The sequence below is a fragment of the Streptomyces sp. NPDC004435 genome, from assembly GCF_042873895.1.
GTDB lineage: Bacteria > Actinomycetota > Actinomycetes > Streptomycetales > Streptomycetaceae > Streptomyces.
This window is the reverse complement of sequence record NZ_JBIAMB010000022.1, coordinates 73212-90209: the sequence shown is the minus strand read 5'-3', so window position 1 is coordinate 90209 and position 16998 is coordinate 73212. Positions and strand designations below refer to the sequence as shown.

At 72.9% G+C, this 16998-nt stretch carries 16 protein-coding genes and 1 tRNA gene; 5 read left to right on the top strand and 12 right to left on the bottom strand.

Translation table 11 applies throughout. From position 1 onward, the window contains the following. Positions 1–6: 6 nt before the first annotated feature. From ACFYT9_RS31995 to ACFYT9_RS31980, 4 genes are read right to left on the bottom strand one after another with little or no spacing between them, the layout of a single operon-like run. On the bottom strand, positions 7–369 hold the full coding sequence (locus ACFYT9_RS31995) for a hypothetical protein (RefSeq protein WP_376599657.1): 363 nt from the start codon (positions 367–369) through the stop codon (positions 7–9). Between the two features lie 9 nt (positions 370–378). Further along, positions 379–861 carry a GNAT family N-acetyltransferase gene (locus ACFYT9_RS31990; protein ID WP_376599655.1) on the bottom strand — a complete coding sequence of 161 codons (483 nt, stop codon included), beginning with the start codon at positions 859–861 and terminating at the stop codon, positions 379–381. 4 nt (positions 862–865) lie between these two features. Further along, positions 866–1750, bottom strand: coding sequence for an aminoglycoside phosphotransferase family protein (locus ACFYT9_RS31985; RefSeq protein WP_389169322.1), 885 nt, complete (start codon positions 1748–1750; stop codon positions 866–868). A gap of 42 nt (positions 1751–1792) precedes the next feature. Further along, on the bottom strand, positions 1793–2518 hold the full coding sequence (locus ACFYT9_RS31980) for a DsbA family protein (protein WP_389169250.1): 726 nt from the start codon (positions 2516–2518) through the stop codon (positions 1793–1795). A gap of 141 nt (positions 2519–2659) precedes the next feature. On the opposite strand from ACFYT9_RS31980, the gene ACFYT9_RS31975 reads away from it, so the two are divergent. Then, positions 2660–4093: an NAD(P)/FAD-dependent oxidoreductase gene (locus tag ACFYT9_RS31975; RefSeq protein ID WP_389169249.1), complete on the top strand. Its 1434-nt coding sequence runs from the start codon at positions 2660–2662 to the stop codon at positions 4091–4093. An 89-nt stretch (positions 4094–4182) separates the two neighbouring features. On the opposite strand, the gene ACFYT9_RS31970 is transcribed toward ACFYT9_RS31975, so the two are convergent. Next, a complete protein-coding gene (locus ACFYT9_RS31970; RefSeq protein ID WP_387272474.1) occupies positions 4183–6237 on the bottom strand; it encodes a restriction endonuclease in 2055 nt (684 codons plus the stop codon). A gap of 95 nt (positions 6238–6332) precedes the next feature. Beyond that, a tRNA-Thr gene (locus ACFYT9_RS31965) sits at positions 6333–6407 on the bottom strand. A gap of 253 nt (positions 6408–6660) precedes the next feature. On the opposite strand from ACFYT9_RS31965, the gene ACFYT9_RS31960 reads away from it, so the two are divergent. The 3 genes from ACFYT9_RS31960 (at position 6661) to ACFYT9_RS31950 (ending at position 9149) form a co-directional block, all read left to right on the top strand. Beyond that, positions 6661–7758 carry an ABC transporter ATP-binding protein gene (locus tag ACFYT9_RS31960; RefSeq protein WP_376599648.1) on the top strand — a complete coding sequence of 366 codons (1098 nt, stop codon included), beginning with the start codon at positions 6661–6663 and terminating at the stop codon, positions 7756–7758. Between the two features lie 211 nt (positions 7759–7969). Continuing rightward, positions 7970–8386 (top strand): hypothetical protein, encoded by a 417-nt coding sequence (locus ACFYT9_RS31955; protein WP_376599646.1) that lies wholly within the window; start codon positions 7970–7972, stop codon positions 8384–8386. A gap of 46 nt (positions 8387–8432) precedes the next feature. Then, on the top strand, positions 8433–9149 hold the full coding sequence (locus tag ACFYT9_RS31950) for an NDP-sugar synthase (RefSeq protein WP_376599644.1): 717 nt from the start codon (positions 8433–8435) through the stop codon (positions 9147–9149). A gap of 248 nt (positions 9150–9397) precedes the next feature. Here the strand turns inward: ACFYT9_RS31950 and ACFYT9_RS31945 are convergent, their stop codons facing one another. From ACFYT9_RS31945 to ACFYT9_RS31920, 6 genes are all read right to left on the bottom strand, one after another. Next, positions 9398–10984 carry a DoxX family protein gene (locus ACFYT9_RS31945; RefSeq protein WP_389169246.1) on the bottom strand — a complete coding sequence of 529 codons (1587 nt, stop codon included), beginning with the start codon at positions 10982–10984 and terminating at the stop codon, positions 9398–9400. Positions 10985–11102: 118 nt separating this feature from the next. Then, complete coding sequence (gene rlmB / locus ACFYT9_RS31940) at positions 11103–12059, bottom strand: 23S rRNA (guanosine(2251)-2'-O)-methyltransferase RlmB (protein WP_376603036.1); 957 nt, start codon at positions 12057–12059, stop codon at positions 11103–11105. A gap of 90 nt (positions 12060–12149) precedes the next feature. Continuing rightward, entirely contained in the window at positions 12150–13547 is a 1398-nt protein-coding gene (gene cysS / locus ACFYT9_RS31935; RefSeq protein ID WP_376603037.1) for a cysteine--tRNA ligase, read from the bottom strand. Positions 13548–13621: 74 nt separating this feature from the next. Then, the gene (gene ispF, locus ACFYT9_RS31930) at positions 13622–14119 is read right to left on the bottom strand and encodes a 2-C-methyl-D-erythritol 2,4-cyclodiphosphate synthase (RefSeq protein WP_387272479.1); all 498 of its coding nucleotides are present in this window, start codon (positions 14117–14119) and stop codon (positions 13622–13624) included. Then, complete coding sequence (ispD, locus tag ACFYT9_RS31925; protein ID WP_387272481.1) at positions 14109–14858, bottom strand: 2-C-methyl-D-erythritol 4-phosphate cytidylyltransferase; 750 nt, start codon at positions 14856–14858, stop codon at positions 14109–14111. The genes ispF and ispD overlap by 11 nt, the downstream gene beginning before the upstream one ends. 279 nt (positions 14859–15137) lie before the next feature. Continuing rightward, positions 15138–15620: a CarD family transcriptional regulator gene (locus ACFYT9_RS31920; RefSeq protein WP_003953493.1), complete on the bottom strand. Its 483-nt coding sequence runs from the start codon at positions 15618–15620 to the stop codon at positions 15138–15140. Between the two features lie 629 nt (positions 15621–16249). Here ACFYT9_RS31920 and ACFYT9_RS31915 point away from each other — a divergent pair. Further along, positions 16250–16891 (top strand): DUF461 domain-containing protein, encoded by a 642-nt coding sequence (locus ACFYT9_RS31915; protein WP_389169243.1) that lies wholly within the window; start codon positions 16250–16252, stop codon positions 16889–16891. Positions 16892–16998 lie beyond the last annotated feature (107 nt).

Here is a 16998-nt window from a genome sequence, read left to right as displayed (position 1 = left end):
GGCGGCTCAGACGCCGAGCACGTCCCAGGAGTGCGCCTTGAACTCCTTGCGGAAGTCCTCGTGGTCCTCCCACATGCGGGCGATGGAGCGCAGCGCGTCCCAGTTGTGCTCCAGCGCCTGCTCCACCACCTGGCGCAGCTCCGGCGCCGTCTCCCGCTTCTCCACCAGGCCGGAGACCTGCGAAGCGGCCTGCACCGTGTAGCGCAGCGCCCGCAGGGCCCGGGAGGTGTCGTCCATGCCGAAACCGTGGTCGCTGCCGTTGTCGGGGTCGAAGAGCGGGGTCAGCCGGGCCTCGACGAATGCGGTGATCCGCCGGAAACGGGCCTCGACGCCCAGGTCGTCTGCGTGATCGCTGTGGTCGTTGCACATGAGGACTTCCTACACCGTCGCCGGGGCGCCCAGCGCCGCCAGGGCCCCGTCCGTCAGCCGGTACACCGACCACTCGTCCTGCGGACGGGCGCCCAGCGACTCGTAGAAGTCGATCGACGGCCTGTTCCAGTTCAGCACCGACCACTCCAGCCGCTCGTAGCCGCGCTCCACGCAGATCCGCGCCAGCTCGGTCAGCAGCGCCTTGCCGTGACCGCCGCCCCGCGCCTCCGGACGGACGTACAGGTCCTCCAGGTAGATGCCGTGCACCCCGCGCCACGTCGAGAAGTTGAGGAACCACAGCGCGAAGCCGACCGGCTCGCCGGCCGCGTCCTCCGCGAGGTGCGCGAAGGCCGCGGGCCGCTCGCCGAACAGCGCCTCGTGGAGCTGCTCCTCGGTCGCCCGGACCTCGTCGAGCGCCTTCTCGTACTCCGCGAGGTCACGGACCAGGGCATGGATGACCGGCACATCGGCCGGGGTGGCGGTACGGATCATGGGGTCAGCGTGCCAGCAGCGCCCGGGCGATGACCACCTGGTCCCCGTCCAGACCCGGCTCGCCGTCCTCCACGTCCCACAGCCCGTTCTGCAGCACCCGCCCCAGCGTCCACGCCAGCGCCCGCTCCCGGTCGAGGCCCAGCCGCTCGGTCAGCAGGTCGAAACGCCACCGGATCTCCGCCGGATCCGGATTCCACAGGTCCGTCAGCGCCGGCAGCAGCTCGAAACCGGGATCACCGGCGAGCGGCTTCGGATCGATCACCAGCCACGGCTCCCGCTCGGCCCCCAGCACGTTGTCGTAGTGCAGATCCCAGTGCAGCAGCCGGTCACCGGGCTCCCCGCTCACCTCCCGCACGGCCGCCGCGCAGTCCGCGAGCAGCGCCGCGTCCTCGTCGTCCAGCCGCGCCGCCGCACCGGGCACCTCCGCGAGCATCCCCGCGGCGACGTCCCCGAGCCGCCGCAGCCCCGCCGGCGCGGGCCGGTCGGACAGCCGCGCCAGCAGCCCCGCCAGGATCCGCACCGCCTCCCGCTCGTCCCCGAGCCGCGACAAGTGCCGCCGGTGATCGGCCCGTTCGAGGAGCATCGCGCCGGTCTCCGGATCGTGTTCGAGCAGCCGGACCACCCCGTCACCGCCCCACGCGCGCAGCGCGACCGGCTCGCCCTCGCTCTCCTCGTCCAGGAGCTGGAGCTTCAGCGCCGCCGGCGTGCCGTCCGTCCGCTCCACCGGCAGCACCAGCGACGCCACGCCGTGCATCGAGTCCCCGGCGAGCCGCAGCCCCCACCGGTCCAGGAAGTCCCGGGCCAGACCGGGCAGCGAGGCGATGAACGCCCGCCCCGCCTCGCCGTTGTACTTCGCCTGGGAGACGGCGAGTTCCCCGGGTACGTGAATGTCGACGGGTCCATGGTTCACGCCCCCGACCCTACGACCCCGTCACCCCAGCGCGCCGTCCAATATCCGCCCGAAGTCCCCCGCGTCGTACAGCCCGGCCCCGCCGTCCAGCGCCTTCCCGTCCACCAGCACCGACGGCGTACCGCCCACCCCCGACTCCTGGAACGCCCGCTCCGCCGCAGCCACCCACGCCTTGTGCGTCCCGCCCCGCACCGCCGCGTCGAAGGACTCGCCGCGCAACCCCTCCACCCCGTCCGCGATCCGCAGCAGGTGATCGGTGGTGAACGCGTCCGTCGGCTCGCCCGCCGGCTGCGCCGCGAACAGCGCCGCCTGGAACGCCGCGAACTTCCCCGGGCCCGCGTCCGCCGCCGCCCGCAGCGCGTTCGCCGCCCGCGCCGACGCCGTGCCCCCGGTCCGCCCGTCGAGGAAGGAGGCGACGACGTACTCGACCCTCACCTCACCCCTGGCGGCCCGCTCCGCGAGCACCGTGCCGCCGCTCGCCTCGAACTTCGCGCAGTACGGGCAGCGGGGGTCCGCGAACACCGTCACCGTGTGCGGGGCGCGCGCGTCACCGACGACGATCTTCGTGCTCTCCGCCCGCGACGGCAGCACGCTCAGCGTCCCCGCCTGCCCCGCGGGCGCCGCCGCGACCTTCCCCGCCGCGTCCGGCGACCCGCCCCCGCCCGACGAACACCCCACCGCCGCAAGGCCGATGAGACCCGCCGCCACCGCGACGGCGAGAGCACGCCCAGTCCTGCGCACAGCCATGGAGGGATCCTTCCGGAACGACGAGATCCGTAGCTCCGAACCTAGGCGCGGCCCCGGCCGCCGCCGCCCGCCGAAAGACCCGTATCCACGGGACCAACGCCCCCGGTAGCCTCCCGCCACGCACCGGGAAGAAGGACAGGGATGAACAGCAGCACGAGCAGCGCGGGCGGTACGGGCACGGGCGGCCGGGACACGGTCAACGGCGGCATCTCGTTCTGGTTCGCCCAGGAGGGCCTGCCGGACCCCCGCGAACCGCTGCCCGGCGACCGCACCGCCGACGTCTGCGTCGTCGGCGGCGGCTACACCGGCCTGTGGACCGCCTACTACCTGAAGAAGGCCGCGCCCTTCCTCGACATCGTCGTCCTGGAGGCCCGCTTCTGCGGCTACGGCGCCTCCGGCCGCAACGGCGGCTGGCTCTACAACGGCATCGCCGGCCGCGACCGCTACGCCAAGCTGCACGGACACGAGGCCGCCGTCCGCCTCCAGCAGGCCATGAACGCCACCGTCACCGAAGTCCTCGACGTCCTCGACACCGAGAAGATCGACGCCGACCAGCACCGCGGCGGCGTCCTGGAGGTCGCCCTCACCCCCGCCCAGCTCACCCGCCTCAAGGAGTTCCACGCCGCCGAACACGCCTTCGGCGAAGCCGACCGCGAGATCTACGGCGCCCGCGAGACCGCCGAACGCGTCCGCGTCGCGGGCGCCGTCGGCTCCTCCTGGACCCCGCACGGCGCCCGCCTCCACCCCGTGAAACTCCTCCACGGCCTGCGCGCCGCCGTCGAGGCCCTCGGCGTCACGATCCACGAGTCGACCCCGGTCACCGAGATCAGGCCCCAGCACGCCGTCACCCCCTACGGCACCGTCCGCGCCCCCTACGTGCTCCGCTGCACCGAGGGCTTCACCGCCTCCCTCGCCGGCCAGCGCCGCACCTGGCTCCCCATGAACTCCTCCATGATCGCCACCGAGCCGCTCAGCGACGCCCAGTGGGACTCCATCGGCTGGAACGGCCGGGAGACCCTCGGCGACATGGCCCACGCCTACATGTACGCCCAGCGCACCGCCGACGGCCGCATCGCCCTCGGCGGCCGCGGCGTCCCCTACCGCTACGGCTCGAAGACCGACAACGACGGCTGCACCCAGCCGCAGACCGTCCGGGCCCTCCACGACCTCCTCGTCCGCTTCTTCCCCCAGCTCGCCGGCATCGGCATCGACCACGCCTGGTCCGGCGTCCTCGGCGTCCCCCGCGACTGGTGCGCCACCGTCACCCTCGACCGCACCACCGGCATCGGCTGGGCCGGCGGCTACGTCGGCTCCGGCGTCGCCACCACCAACCTCGCCGCCCGCACCCTGCGCGACCTGATCCGGCAGGACTCCGGCCAGTCCGGCGCCACCGACCTCACCGCCCTCCCCTGGGTCGACCACAAGGTCCGCAAGTGGGAGCCCGAACCCTTCCGCTGGCTCGGCGTCCAGACCATGTACGCCGCCTTCCGCGGCGCCGACCACCGCGAGGCCACCCACCACACCGCCACCACCGACCGCGTCGCCGTCTGGGCCAACCGCATCGCCGGCCGCTGACCCCACGACGAAGGCCCCGGCCCCCTCACGGGACCGGGGCCCTCGCGCTCACCCGCGCGTCACCGGTCGTACGCGGAAGCCCCGCCCCCTCACGCCACGTCGATCCCGAAATCCCCCACCAGCTCGGCCAACCCGCCCCCGTACCCCCTGCCGCCCACCACGAAGTCCCAGTCCCCGCCGGCCCTCCGCCGGAACGACCCCAGGACCAGCGCCGTCTCCCCCGGCCGCCCGTCCGACACCACCAGCCGGTCCAGCTCCGCCCCCGCGTCGTCCCGCAGCACGATCCCCGCGTCCACGAACCCCGACAGATCCGCGTCCGGATTCGCCTCCGGGTCGATCGCCGCCACCAGCACCAGCCGGTCCGCCGCCGCGGGCAGCGCCCCGAACCCCACCCGGACCGCCGCCCGGTCACCGGCCGGCGCCGCCACCATCGCCACCGAACCGTCCGGCGTCGCCCCGTTGTTGTAGAACACGAACCACTCGTCCGCCAGCACCCGGCTCCCCGCGCACACCAGCGCGCACACGTCCAGGGCCACCGCCCCCGACCACACCATCCCCAGCACGTTGAAGTCCTCGTCGGCCTCCGCCGACCGCTCCACCGGCGCGGGCCCCGGCACCGGGCCCCCGGCCCCCAGCCGCCCGCGCAACCCGTGCCGGTGCAACAGCTCCACCAGCTCCGTGCCCGGGATCAGCGTCAGCGGCTTGCCGTCGGCGAAGGCGTACGACCCGGGGCCGAACTTCGACGTCGTGACCAGCACGCCCTTGTTGGCCCCCGCCCCCTGCACCGTCCCGAAGAGATCACGCACCGCGCTCGGCGGCACCGTGTTCCGGTACCGCTTCACCTGCACCACGATCGACCCGCCGCTGATCGGATCGGGATCCAGCGCCTCCACGTCCACACCGCCGTCGTTCGACCGGCGCGTCGTCACCGCCTGGAGCCCCCGCGCCCGGAACAGCTCCGCGACCAGCCCCTCGAAGGCGATCGGATCCATGGACAGCAGATCGGGCTCCTCCCCGTCCCCCTGGACCACCACCTCCGACCCGACCTGATCGGGAGACCGCAACGCCGCCACGGCGACCCGCTCCTCCGGCTTCCCGGACAACCGCCCCGACAGCGCCCCCGTCAGACACTCCACCCCGTCCACCAGACCCAGGTTGAGCCGGTCGAAATCCCGCCGCGCCACCACCACGGACGCCACGCACACCCGGGAGTCGAGCCCGGTCCCCGGATCGACCCCGCTCACGTACCCGTTGAGCGCGACGGACTCCAGAGCCCCGAAACGGTCCGCGGCGAACAGCTCCCGCACCGCGAGCAGCACGCTCTGGGCGAGGACGCTCCGGTACAGCGCCCGCCGCTGCGTCACCGGCCGCGGCACCTCCTTCTCCTGGTCGGTGCTCGGCAGGTACTTGATCCCCTTCACCTCGGGAACGACCTCGTACCCCGGCAGATCCCAGTCCAGGACGAAGCCGCGCCCGCCCCGGTCGTAGGCCGCCGACACCTCACGGGGAAACCCCTCCGGCCAGGCGCCGGACGCGAAGAGCACGGCGGAGAAGTACTCGACCACGGTCTCCGGCTCCCCGGCCGACAGGGCGTCACCGGTCCCGGCGACCCCCCGGTTGTGCTCCCTGATCTCGGCGATCCGGGCGGCCGCCCAGGCGTCGTACTCCCTCCGGTACGCGGCCAGCGACTCCAGGCGCCGCGCCTCGGCCGCCTGGGCCGCGTACCAGTCCTGCTCGAACCGCACCCGGCCGCCACCGCCGAGACCGTGGTACGACCGCTGGTCCGGCATCGGCACGGGCTGCCCCAGCGGCCCCGGCGCGAACGGCTCGACCTCCTCCGCCCGCCGCAGCGCGTCCACCCGGAACTCCGGCGCCCGGCACCCCGCCGCGAGCAGCCCCTCCAGCACCGCGACCCGCTCGTCGATCTCCCGCGTCCGCCGCAGGGCGTCCGCCTCACGATGCCGCCGGTACTCCGCCCGCTGCTCCCGCTGCATCCGGGACACGTCCCGCTCGTACGCCCGCTGCGCCCGCTCGGCGTCCCGCTGCTGCCGCAGCAACGCCTGCTGCCGCCCCTCCCTCTCCCGCTGCGCCACCCGCTGCTGCTCGGCCCAGATCCCGATCAGCCCACCGGAACGCCGACCCATCGACCGCACCCCTCCCCGAGAACCCCACGCCACGTACCCACCCCGTAACGCACAAGTGTCCCGGACCGCAGTGGTCCGGGACACGAGTTCGGCGGAGCCCCCTGTCGGATTCGAACCGACGACCTACGCATTACAAGTGCGTTGCTCTGGCCGGACTGAGCTAAGGAGGCACACACGCGTTCTCACGCGCGAGTGGCCCCCACTCTACACAGCGCCACCAACCACCCCGAAGGACTTCCGGCGCCCGCGGCCGGCCGCCCCGCCCCAGCCGGGCGGCCTCCGGAAATCTCCTCGTCTGCGACTACTGACAGACCCGACACCGCCAAGGTAGCGTCGAGCGGAGTTCACCCAGGTGGACTAGACCCATCCTTCCTTCCACTCGGATCGTCCGGCACGTTCCTGCCGGTGAAGGGATCTATCACCATGGCTTCTGTCACCTTCGACAAGGCGACCCGGATCTACCCCGGCGCCAAGACCCCCTCCGTCGACCAGCTCGACATCGAGATCGGCGACGGCGAGTTCCTCGTCCTCGTCGGCCCCTCGGGCTGCGGCAAGTCGACCTCGCTGCGCATGCTGGCCGGCCTGGAGGACGTGAACGCGGGCGCCATCCGCATCGGTGACCGCGACGTCACCCACCTGCCGCCGAAGGACCGGGACATCGCCATGGTGTTCCAGAACTACGCGCTGTACCCGCACATGACCGTCGCCGACAACATGGGCTTCGCCCTCAAGATCGCCGGCGTCAACAAGAGCGAGATCCGCGCCAAGGTCGAAGAGGCCGCGAAGATCCTCGACCTCACCCAGTACCTGGACCGCAAGCCGAAGGCGCTCTCCGGCGGTCAGCGCCAGCGTGTCGCCATGGGCCGCGCGATCGTCCGCGAGCCGCAGGTCTTCCTCATGGACGAGCCGCTGTCGAACCTCGACGCCAAGCTCCGCGTCTCGACCCGTACGCAGATCGCCGGCCTCCAGCGCCGCCTCGGCATCACCACGGTCTACGTCACCCACGACCAGACCGAGGCCCTCACCATGGGCGACCGCGTCGCCGTGCTGAAGGACGGTCTGCTCCAGCAGGTCGACACCCCGCGCAACATGTACGACCGCCCGGCGAACCTGTTCGTCGCCGGCTTCATCGGCTCCCCCGCCATGAACCTGATCGAGGTCCCGATCACCGAGGGCGGCGTGAAGTTCGGCAACAGCGTCGTCCCGGTCTCCCGCGACGCCCTGGCCACCGCCGCCGCCAACGGCGACACCACCGTCGTCGTCGGCGTCCGCCCGGAGCACTTCGACGTCTCGGGCCCGACGAGCAAGGACGGCGTGGCCGTCACGGTCAACGTCGTCGAGGAGCTCGGCTCCGACGGCTTCGTCTACGGCTCCACCCGCGTCGGCGGCGAGGACAAGGACATCGTCATCCGCGTCGGCGGCCGCGAGATCCCCGCGAAGGGCTCCACGCTGCACGTCGTCCCGCGCGCCGGCGAGCTGCACGTCTTCTCCAAGTCGACGGAGCTCCGCATCAGCGAGTGACCCCGACCTGAAACGGTCGGTGGCGAACGGCCCCGTATCCCTTGCGGATGCGGGGTCGTTCGTTTAAGCGGGCCAACCCCGGAAAACCCCGGCATTCGGGGCCCTCCCCACCGCCCCGCGTCAACACGGGATTCGAAAAGGCGCGTCGAACCATCCCTCGCGAGAGTGACTAAATGTCGCCATATCACTACCGCCCGCTACGCTCGCCGGTGTGACGCACACTGCCCGCCGAATCGGCCGCTCCCTCGCCCTCGTCCTGCCCGTCGTCCTGGTCCTGTCGGGAACGCTCGCGGTGTCCGCCGTCCCGTGGGCCGGCCAGGACGCCGAAGGCCAGATGCTGACCGCGTCCGCCGCGGACGTCTCCCAGCGCGCGAAGTCCCGCGCCCCGCAGGACGTCCTGCGGGACCGGCTCCTCGCCGAGCTCCAGGAGAAGGACCCGGGCGTCGCCCTCACCCACCTCCAGCGCGAGGTGGAGAACCGCCCCTCGCTCGCCGAGCACTGCGTGTCGATCGCCCGCGCCCTCGGCCGCGCCGCCGTCGAGCACTACGGCCCGTCCCGCGCCCAGGCCTTCTCCCGGCCGGTCTGCGACACCGCGTACGCGACCGGCGTGATGCGCGCGACGGGCTGAGCGCCGTCACCGCGTCCGCGCCCGCGGGGCACCTATCGTTCCCCGTATGCACACCACTCCGACGCAGGCCGTGGTCCTGGCGGGCGGCCAGGGCTCGCGGCTGCGCCCCTACACCGATGACCGCCCCAAGCCGATGGTCGAGATCCCGGGCACCGGGACCCCGATCATCGGCCATCAGCTTTCCTGGCTGGCCACCGAGGGCGTGACCGACGCCGTCGTCTCCTGCGGACACCTCGCCGAAGTCCTCCAGGAGTGGCTGGAGGAGGCGGACCTCCCGCTCAAGGTGACCACGGTCGTCGAGTCCGAGCCGCTGGGCCGGGGCGGCGGCCTCAAGTACGCCGCCGCGCACCTGCCCGCGCCGGACCGGCCCTGGTACGCGACCAACGGCGACATCTGGACCCGCTTCTCGCTGCGCGAGATGGCCGCCTTCCACGACGAGCGGGACGCCACCGCCACCCTGGCCCTGGCCCGTCCCCGGATCCCGTGGGGGGCCGTGGAGACCGACACCTTCGGCCACATCACCGACTTCGTCGAGGCGCCGCCGTCGCCGTTCCTCATCAACGCCGGCGTGTACGTCTTCTCCCCCGCCTTCACCGAGCTCCTGCCCGACCTGGGCGACCACGAGCGGACCACCTTCCCGCGCCTCGCCCGTGAGCGGCGCCTGGCCGGCTTCCCGCTGCCCCAGGGGGCGTACTGGCGGGCCATCGACACCGCGAAGGACCTCACGGAGGCCGCGAAGGAGCTCGCCGCGCAGGGACTCTGAAGCGGGACACGGGAAGAGGCGGGCCCCGCCCCCCGGGGGCGGGGGCGCCCCAGGGGGGCCCCGGCCGTCGCGGGTATTGGGGGGGGGGGCACCCCCCCCCGGGGGGGCCCGCCGCGGGGGCGGGGGGGGGGGGCCCGGCGCGGGGCGCCGGGGGGGGGCGGGGGGGGGGGGGGCCCCCGCCCGGGGGGGGGGGGCCCCGCCTCTGTCGTCCGCGGACGTACGAGGATCTTGCGGGTACGGCTCCGGGCTCAGCCCAGCAGGCCGCCGATCGGGTTCCGCGGAGCCTCGCCGCCGCCCGAGCCGGCCTCCTCGGTCGGCGTCTCCTGGCTGGGGGTACCGGTGGACGAACCGCCGCCGCCGGAGGAGGAAGAAGAGCCGCCGGTAGCCGTGGCGCTGGGGCTGTCGCTGGTGGCCGGCGGCGGGGCCGGCTCGGACTGGGCGGGGGTGCGCCCGCCGGTGCCGCCGGTGCCCTCGGTGGCGGTCGGGCGGCTGCTCTCCCGGGTGGGGGTGGAGGAGGTGCCGGAACCGGTCTCGGTCGGCCGGGTGGCCTCCTGGGTGGCCTCCCGGGTCTCCTCCTCCTCGCGCGCCTCGGTCGTGGCCGGCGCGGCGGGCTCGGTCCGCTCGCCGCGCGGCGACTCGGACGGGGTGCGGCGGCGCTCGGTCTCGGAGGGGAGCGGCTGGCCGGGCAGGTGGTTGATCGGGTCGTCGTTCGGGCCGGGGACGGTCACCATCTCGGTGGAGCGGACGGCGCCGCCGAGGACGGAGCCGACCAGCAGCGTGAGGCCGACGGCGACGGAGGCGAAGAGGAGCGAGCGGCGCATCACCCGGCGGCGCAGCTCCCACAGTTCGGCGCGCGGTCCGAGGGTCCGCCACGCCTCGCCGGCGATCCGTCCGTCGAGGGAGTAGACGGGGGCGCCGGCGATGATCAGCGGCGACCAGGCGGCCAGGTAGATGATGTCGGGCGCGTCGTAGACGGGGACGGTCCGCCAGCTCACGGTGAGGATCAGGGCGGCGGACAGGAGGGCGCCGACGACGGCGGCGACGCGCTGCCAGAGGCCGAGGACGGTGAGGACGCCGACGACGACCTGGAGGAAGGCGACGGTGAGTCCGGCGCCGACGGGGTGCTGGAGCGCGAAGTCCCGCAGCGGCTCGGCGAGCGGCCACGGGTGGAGCTGGGTGAGCCACTTGACCATGGAGCCGCGCTCGCCGCCGTCGAAGTAGACGGGGTCGCAGAGCTTGCCCATGCCGGCGTAGATGGAGATGAAGCCGAGGAAGACGCGCAGCGGCAGCAGCACCACGCCGAGGTTCATCCGGCGGCCCGGGTAGTAGGCGTGGCGGACCGGGTCGGTGCCGGGCCGCTGGGAGCCGGGGCGGGCCTCCTCGTACGCCTCGGGCTCGGGCCGCGGCTCGTACACGTCGTCGTAGGCGCCCTCGGCCCGTCGCATGGGCGGGAGGATCGGCGCGACGGCGTCGGCCGGGACGACGGGGGTGGGCATCGTGTCGTCGATGCGCGGGATGGTCTGGGTGGCCGGCTCCAGCGTGGAGACCGCGGGGCCCGAGGACGCGCGTACGGCCTGGAGGAGTCCGGTCGCGCCCGGCGTGGCCTTTCCGCTCCACACGACGGGTCGGCGGCGCGGCGCCCCCGCGCCTGCGGCGCCGGAGAGGGCGGCCACGCGGGGGTTCGCGGCGAACTTCGGCTGCTGGGCCGGCGCGAGCCGCACACGGAAGCTGGCGTGGTTCACGATCACCTGGGCGGGATCGGAATCCACTTTGACCATGCTCAGCGCGGGCTGGTCGTCGAACCCCGGCCGGGGCGTTCTGGTGTCCACACTCATCTAACCGAGTGACGCGCGGTTTGGACACTGCCTTGACATGCTCGGAATGTCCGAGGTCCGTCAAGATCACGGCCGGGGCGGGTCCCCCGTGCGGGTCAGCCCGTACGGGGGAGGCGGGTCAGACCATGCGGCGGCGGGCGGCCTCGTAGAGGACGACGCCGGCGGCGACGCCCGCGTTGAGGGACTCGGCGCCGCCGGGCATCGGGATGCGGACGAGGATGTCGCAGGTCTCGCCGACGAGGCGGGAGAGGCCCTTGCCCTCGGAGCCGACCACGATGACGACGGGGCCCGCGAGGGCCTCCAGCTCGTGCACCTCGGCCTCGCCGTCGGCGGCCAGGCCGACGACGGTCACGCCCGCCTTCTGGTACTCCTGGAGGCAGCGGGTGAGGTTGGTGGCGCGGGCCACCGGGGTGCGGGCGGCGGTGCCGGCGGAGGTCTTCCAGGCGCCGGCGGTCATGCCGGCGGCGCGGCGCTCGGGGACGACGACGCCGTGTCCGCCGAAGGCGGAGACGGAGCGGACGATCGCGCCGAGGTTGCGCGGGTCGGTGACGCCGTCGAGGGCGACGATGAGCGGGTCCTCGTGCTCGTCGTAGGCGGCCGCGGCGAGGTCCTCGGGGTGCGCGTACTCGTACGGCGGGACCTGGAGGACGAGGCCCTGGTGGTTCAGGCCGTTGGTCATCCGGTCCAGCTCGGGGCGCGGCGCCTCCATGATGTTGATGTTGCCGCGGCCGGTGGCGAGGTTGAGGGCCTCGCGCACGCGCTCGTCGTTGTCGATGAACTGCTGGACGTAGAGGGTGGTGGCGGGCACGCCGTCGCGCAGCGCCTCGAAGACGGGGTTGCGGCCGACGACCATCTCGGACTGGCCCTTTCCGCCGCGGCGGGCGACGGGCTTGCGCTTGGCCGCGTTCCTGGCCATCGCGTTGGAGACGCGGAACGCCTTGTGGCCCTTGCGGTCCTCGGCCTTGGGCGTCGGGCCCTTGCCCTCCAGGGCGCGGCGTCGCTTGCCACCGCTGCCGATCGTCGCGCCCTTCTTGTTGGACGTGCGACGTCCCCTGCGCTGGCTGTTCCCGGCCATGACTGCTACCTGTTCCTCTGGCGTACGTGCGGAAGCTTGTTAAGTGAAGTGTGCCGCCCGGGGCTCCGGGCGGCACATCATCGGGGTGTTCTATCGGTTGGCGATGGTCCAGCGGGGGCCGTCGGGGCTGTCCTCGACGACCAGGCCCGACTGGGTGAGCTGGTCGCGGATGGCGTCGGCCGTGCCCCAGTCCTTGCGCTCGCGGGCCGCCTCGCGCTGCTGGAGCACGAGCCGGACGAGGGTGTCGACGACGCCGTGGAGCTCCTCGCCGCCGCCGGACTCGTCGGCCCACCGGGGGTCGAGCGGGTCGAGGCCGAGGACGCCGAGCATGGCGCGGACCTCGGCGAGGCGGGCGATGGCCTCGTCCTTGTCGTCGGCGCCCAGCGCGCTGTTGCCCTGCCGGACGGTGGTGTGGATGATCGCCAGGGCGTGCGGGACGCCGAGGTCGTCGTCCATGGCCTCGGCGAAGGCCGGGGGCACCTCGGCGGCGGGCGCCACGGTCCGGCCGGCCTTCTCGGTGGCGCGCTGGACGAAGCCCTCGATGCGGCCGAAGGCGGCCTCGGCCTCGCGCAGGGACTCCTCGCTGTACTCGATCATCGAGCGGTAGTGCGGGGTGCCCAGGTAGTAGCGCAGGACGATGGGGCGCCAGTTCTTGACCATCTCGGAGACGAGGACGGAGTTGCCGAGGGACTTCGACATCTTCTCGCCGCTCATGGTGACCCAGGCGTTGTGGACCCAGTAGCGGGCGAACTCGTCACCGAAGGCCTTGGCCTGGGCGATCTCGTTCTCGTGGTGGGGGAAGATCAGGTCGAGGCCGCCGCCGTGGATGTCGAAGGCGGAGCCGAGGTACTTGTGGGCCATGGCCGAGCACTCCAGGTGCCAGCCGGGGCGGCCGCGGCCCCACGGGGTCTCCCAGTCGGGCTCGCCGGGCTTGGTCGCCTTCCACATGGCGAAGTCGCGGGGGTCGCGCTTGCCGGAGACGCCCTCGTCGGGCTGGCGGAGGTCGTCCAGGTCCTGGTTGGAGAGCTCCAGATAGCCGGGGAAGGAGCGGACGTCGAAGTAGACGCTGCCGTCGGCCTCGTAGGCGTGGCCGCGCTCGATGAGGCCGCGCATCATCTCGATCATCTCGGGCACGTGGCCGGTGGCGCGGGGCTCGTACGTGGGCGGGAGGCAGCCCAGGGCGTCGTAGCCGGCGTTGAAGGCGCGCTCGTTCTCGTAGCCGATGGACCACCAGGAGCGTTCCTGGTCGCGGCCCTTGGCGATGATCTTGTCGTCGATGTCGGTGACGTTGCGGACGAACGTGACGTCGTAGCCGCGGTAGGCGAACCAGCGGCGCATGATGTCGAAGTTCAGCCCCGACCGGATGTGTCCGATGTGCGGGGCCGCCTGGACGGTGGCACCACAGAGGTAGATCGAGACGCAGCCCGGCGTGAGCGGGGTGAAGTCACGGATCTGCCGGGCGTTGGTGTCGTACAGGCGAATAGTCACGGGGTCCAGGGTAGTGGTCGTGCGGTGGTGCCCCGCGACCGATTCCCGGTCGCGGGGCACGTTTTTCCGGTGTGTCAGCGGGCGACGGGGTAGACGAGCGCGGTCGCCAGGGCGGCGAGGCCCTCGGCGCGGCCGGTGAGGCCGAGTCCGTCGGTGGTGGTGCCGGAGACGGAGACGGGGGCGCCGGCGGCTTCGCTCAGGGCCTTCTGGGCTTCGTCGCGGCGCTTGCCGATCTTGGGGCGGACGCCGACGACCTGGACGGCGATGTTGCCGATCTCGTACCCCTCGGCGCGGACGATCCGGGCGGCCTCGGCGAGGAGGGTGACGCCCGAGGCGCCGGACCACTCGGGGCGGGAGGTGCCGAAGTGGGCGCCCAGGTCGCCGACGCCGGCGGCGGAGAAGAGCGCGTCGCAGGCGGCGTGGGCGGCGACGTCACCGTCGGAGTGCCCGGCGAGGCCGTACTCCTCCCCTTCCCAGAGGAGGCCGGCGCACCAGAGTTCGCGGCCTTTCTCGAAGGCGTGGACGTCGGTGCCGATGCCGGTGCGGGGCAGTACGGGGAGCTCAGAAGCCATCGTTGGCCCTCCTGCGGGCGAGTACGGCCTCGGCGAGGACGAGGTCGAGGGGGCGGGTCACCTTGAACGCCTCTTCGTGGCCGGGCACGACGACGACGGGCGCGCCGAGCCGCTCGACCATGCCGGCGTCGTCGGTGGCTCCCTCGCCGGCGAGGGCGATGGTGGCGTGGGCGTCGGCCAGGGTGTCGTGGTCGAAGCCCTGGGGGGTCTGGACGGCGCGGAGGCGGGCGCGGACGGGGGTGGCGACGACCTGCTCGGGGTCGCCGGGGGTCCCGGCGGGCTCGACCTCCTTGACGGTGTCGGCGACGGGCAGCGCGGGGACGACGGCGACGGCTCCGTCCCGGACCGCCTCGATGACGGCGTCGACGGTGTCGACGGGGACGAGGGGGCGGGCCGCGTCGTGGACGAGGACGGTGGTGATGCCGGCGGGGAGCGCCTTGAGGCCGAGGTGGACGGACTCCTGGCGGGTGTCGCCGCCGGCGACGACGAGGTAGTCGGTGCGCTCGGGGAGGGCGTGGGCGTCGAGGAGGTGCTTGACCTCGGTCACGCCGTCGGCGGGGGCGACCACGACGACGAGCTGGACCGCACGGGAGGCGGCCATGGCGCGGACGGCGTGGACGAGCATGGGCGTGCCGTTCAGCGCGCGCAGCGCCTTGGGGGCGCCCGGGCCGAGGCGTACGCCCCGACCGGCGGCGGGGATCACCACTGCGGTGCGGTGGGGACGCGCTTCGTCAGACATCGGTTGCACTCCGGCAGGTTTGTTTCCGCGGGCGACGTGGGTATGGCGTCAGCAGGTTTTTTCGTACGACGCCTCGACCGGGCCCTTTCCGTGACGACGGTCGGGGCGTCGCCATGCGGGAGCAGCCGGTCGCGTGCTCCATGGGGAGGGAAAAGAGGAGACGAACATGCCGCAGTGCCCGGCGACGGCGCTGTGGAATCGATGGTGTGGATCGATGATTCACAGCGTGTCGGCGGGCACCGCGGCATTGCTACTGCTGGGCATGGTGTGCGCCAGGCGTCAGGACGCGAGCACCTCGTCGAGGAGGGCCTCGGCCTTGTCCTCGTTCGTGTTCTCCGCGAGGGCCAGCTCGCTCACCAGGATCTGCCGAGCCTTGGCGAGCATGCGCTTCTCACCTGCGGAGAGACCGCGCTCGCGCTCGCGGCGCCAGAGGTCGCGGACCACTTCGGCAACCTTGATCACATCGCCGGAGGCGAGCTTCTCGAGGTTCGCCTTGTAGCGGCGGGACCAGTTCGTCGGCTCCTCGGCGTACGGCGCGCGCAGCACCTCGAAGACCCGGTCGAGCCCGTCCTGCCCGACTACGTCGCGCACGCCTACGAACTCCGCGTTGTCCGCCGGCACGCGAACCGTCAGGTCGCCCTGCGCGACCTTGAGCACCAAGTAGGTCTTGTCCACACCCTTGATCTGGCGAGTTTCAATGGCCTCGATCAGCGCGGCCCCGTGATGGGGATAGACCACGGTGTCGCCAACCTTGAACGTCATGTGACAGGTACCCCTTCCGTGGCTATCCAGGGTAACACGGAAACTGCTTCTTCTGAATGGCGTTTCCGCAGGTCAGGGCATATCTCGGGGCTTGACAAGTGCGTCGCCCCCATGCTGCGGAGGGCTTCCGGAAGGCGGTATTCGCAGGTCGGAGCGGCTACGTCGACGGAGAGAAACGCGCACGTTACACACATCCGGAGACCCCCGGAGGGTGCGGTATGTCCTGTTTCGTCCAGCCCCGAGTGGCCTCCTTCACGTACTCCGTTCGAGGATCGACCACCCGTACGGAGGGATCGCGCCGAGAATCCGGAATTGATCAGCGGGCACCCCGTCCGTGCTTTTCCGTAAGGGAAGCGATGCGGAATGCGACACGGCCGCCGGAATTGATCACGTCGGTTATGTGAACGCCGGGCCAATGGGATGTGTTCCGGCCACGCCCGGGGCGCCCGACCGGCCGTCCCCGTGGGGACCGCGCGTGCGGTGCGGGACGCTTAGGGGCGGGTCGGGTGCGGGACGGAGAGTGCGGCTCGGTAACCTAAGCGCGCTGACGCACCTTTAGCTGGTCCTTAGTACCCCTGGTACCGCTCCGGTACCTCTCCCGTCCGTACGTCCTAGGAGTTGCCGCCGCCGTGAGCCGCAGCCTTCGACGCGGCGCTCTCGCCGCCACCGCCGTCGTGTTCTCGATCGCCGCGCTGTCCGCCTGCGGGGCGGGCAACGACGCCCAGACGCTCGGCATCAAGCCGGACAACGCCGCCGTCACGGTGGACGACGTCAAGATCCAGAACGCGCTCGTCATCACCCAGCCGACCCCCGGCGCCAAGGGCCCGGCGGTCGTCTCGGCCACCGTCTTCAACAACGGCCGCGCGCCGCAGACGCTCCAGTCGATCGCGCTGCCCGGCAGCAACGCGGCGGTCGTCCTCAAGACCGCGCAGGGCACCGGCCCGATCGTGGTCCCGGCCGGCGGCTCCGTCGTGATCGGCGGCCCGGGCAACGCCTCCGCCACCATCGAGAACGGCCACGAGGCCGCGAAGAACGGCGACGCGCAGAAGGTCGTCTTCAAGCTCAGCGAGACCGGCGACGTCTCCCTGGAGGCCTTCGTCGTCCCGTCGACGAGCTACTTCAAGGAGTTCGGCCCGACCGAGATCCCGCTCCCGCCCTCCGCCACCCCGTCCGCCGACGCCTCGGCCGACGCCGGGGAGCACGGCGCCGAGCACGGCGGCGAGGAAGGCGAGCACGGCGCCGGGGACGGCGACGCCGGCGCGGGCCACTGAGCCCACGCTCGTACGCACGTGGAGAGGGGGGGCCCCCGCCCGGGGGGGCCCCCCCCCCCGGCCCCGCCCCCCCCCCCCGGGGCGCGGGGGGCCCCCGCCCCCCCGCC

Excerpts from the sequence above, each read along its gene's own strand:
- ACFYT9_RS31995 (WP_376599657.1), bottom strand. The coding sequence starts at position 369 with ATGTGCAACGACCACAGCGATCACGCAGACGACCTGGGCGTCGAGGCC.
- ACFYT9_RS31990 (WP_376599655.1), bottom strand. The coding sequence starts at position 861 with ATGATCCGTACCGCCACCCCGGCCGATGTGCCGGTCATCCATGCCCTG.
- ACFYT9_RS31980 (WP_389169250.1), bottom strand. The coding sequence starts at position 2,518 with ATGGCTGTGCGCAGGACTGGGCGTGCTCTCGCCGTCGCGGTGGCGGCG.
- ACFYT9_RS31975 (WP_389169249.1), top strand. The coding sequence starts at position 2,660 with ATGAACAGCAGCACGAGCAGCGCGGGCGGTACGGGCACGGGCGGCCGG.
- ACFYT9_RS31970 (WP_387272474.1), bottom strand. The coding sequence starts at position 6,237 with ATGGGTCGGCGTTCCGGTGGGCTGATCGGGATCTGGGCCGAGCAGCAG.
- ACFYT9_RS31960 (WP_376599648.1), top strand. The coding sequence starts at position 6,661 with ATGGCTTCTGTCACCTTCGACAAGGCGACCCGGATCTACCCCGGCGCC.
- ACFYT9_RS31950 (WP_376599644.1), top strand. The coding sequence starts at position 8,433 with ATGCACACCACTCCGACGCAGGCCGTGGTCCTGGCGGGCGGCCAGGGC.
- ACFYT9_RS31945 (WP_389169246.1), bottom strand. The coding sequence starts at position 10,984 with ATGAGTGTGGACACCAGAACGCCCCGGCCGGGGTTCGACGACCAGCCC.
- rlmB (WP_376603036.1), bottom strand. The coding sequence starts at position 12,059 with ATGGCCGGGAACAGCCAGCGCAGGGGACGTCGCACGTCCAACAAGAAG.
- ispF (WP_387272479.1), bottom strand. The coding sequence starts at position 14,119 with ATGGCTTCTGAGCTCCCCGTACTGCCCCGCACCGGCATCGGCACCGAC.
- ispD (WP_387272481.1), bottom strand. The coding sequence starts at position 14,858 with ATGTCTGACGAAGCGCGTCCCCACCGCACCGCAGTGGTGATCCCCGCC.
- ACFYT9_RS31920 (WP_003953493.1), bottom strand. The coding sequence starts at position 15,620 with ATGACGTTCAAGGTTGGCGACACCGTGGTCTATCCCCATCACGGGGCC.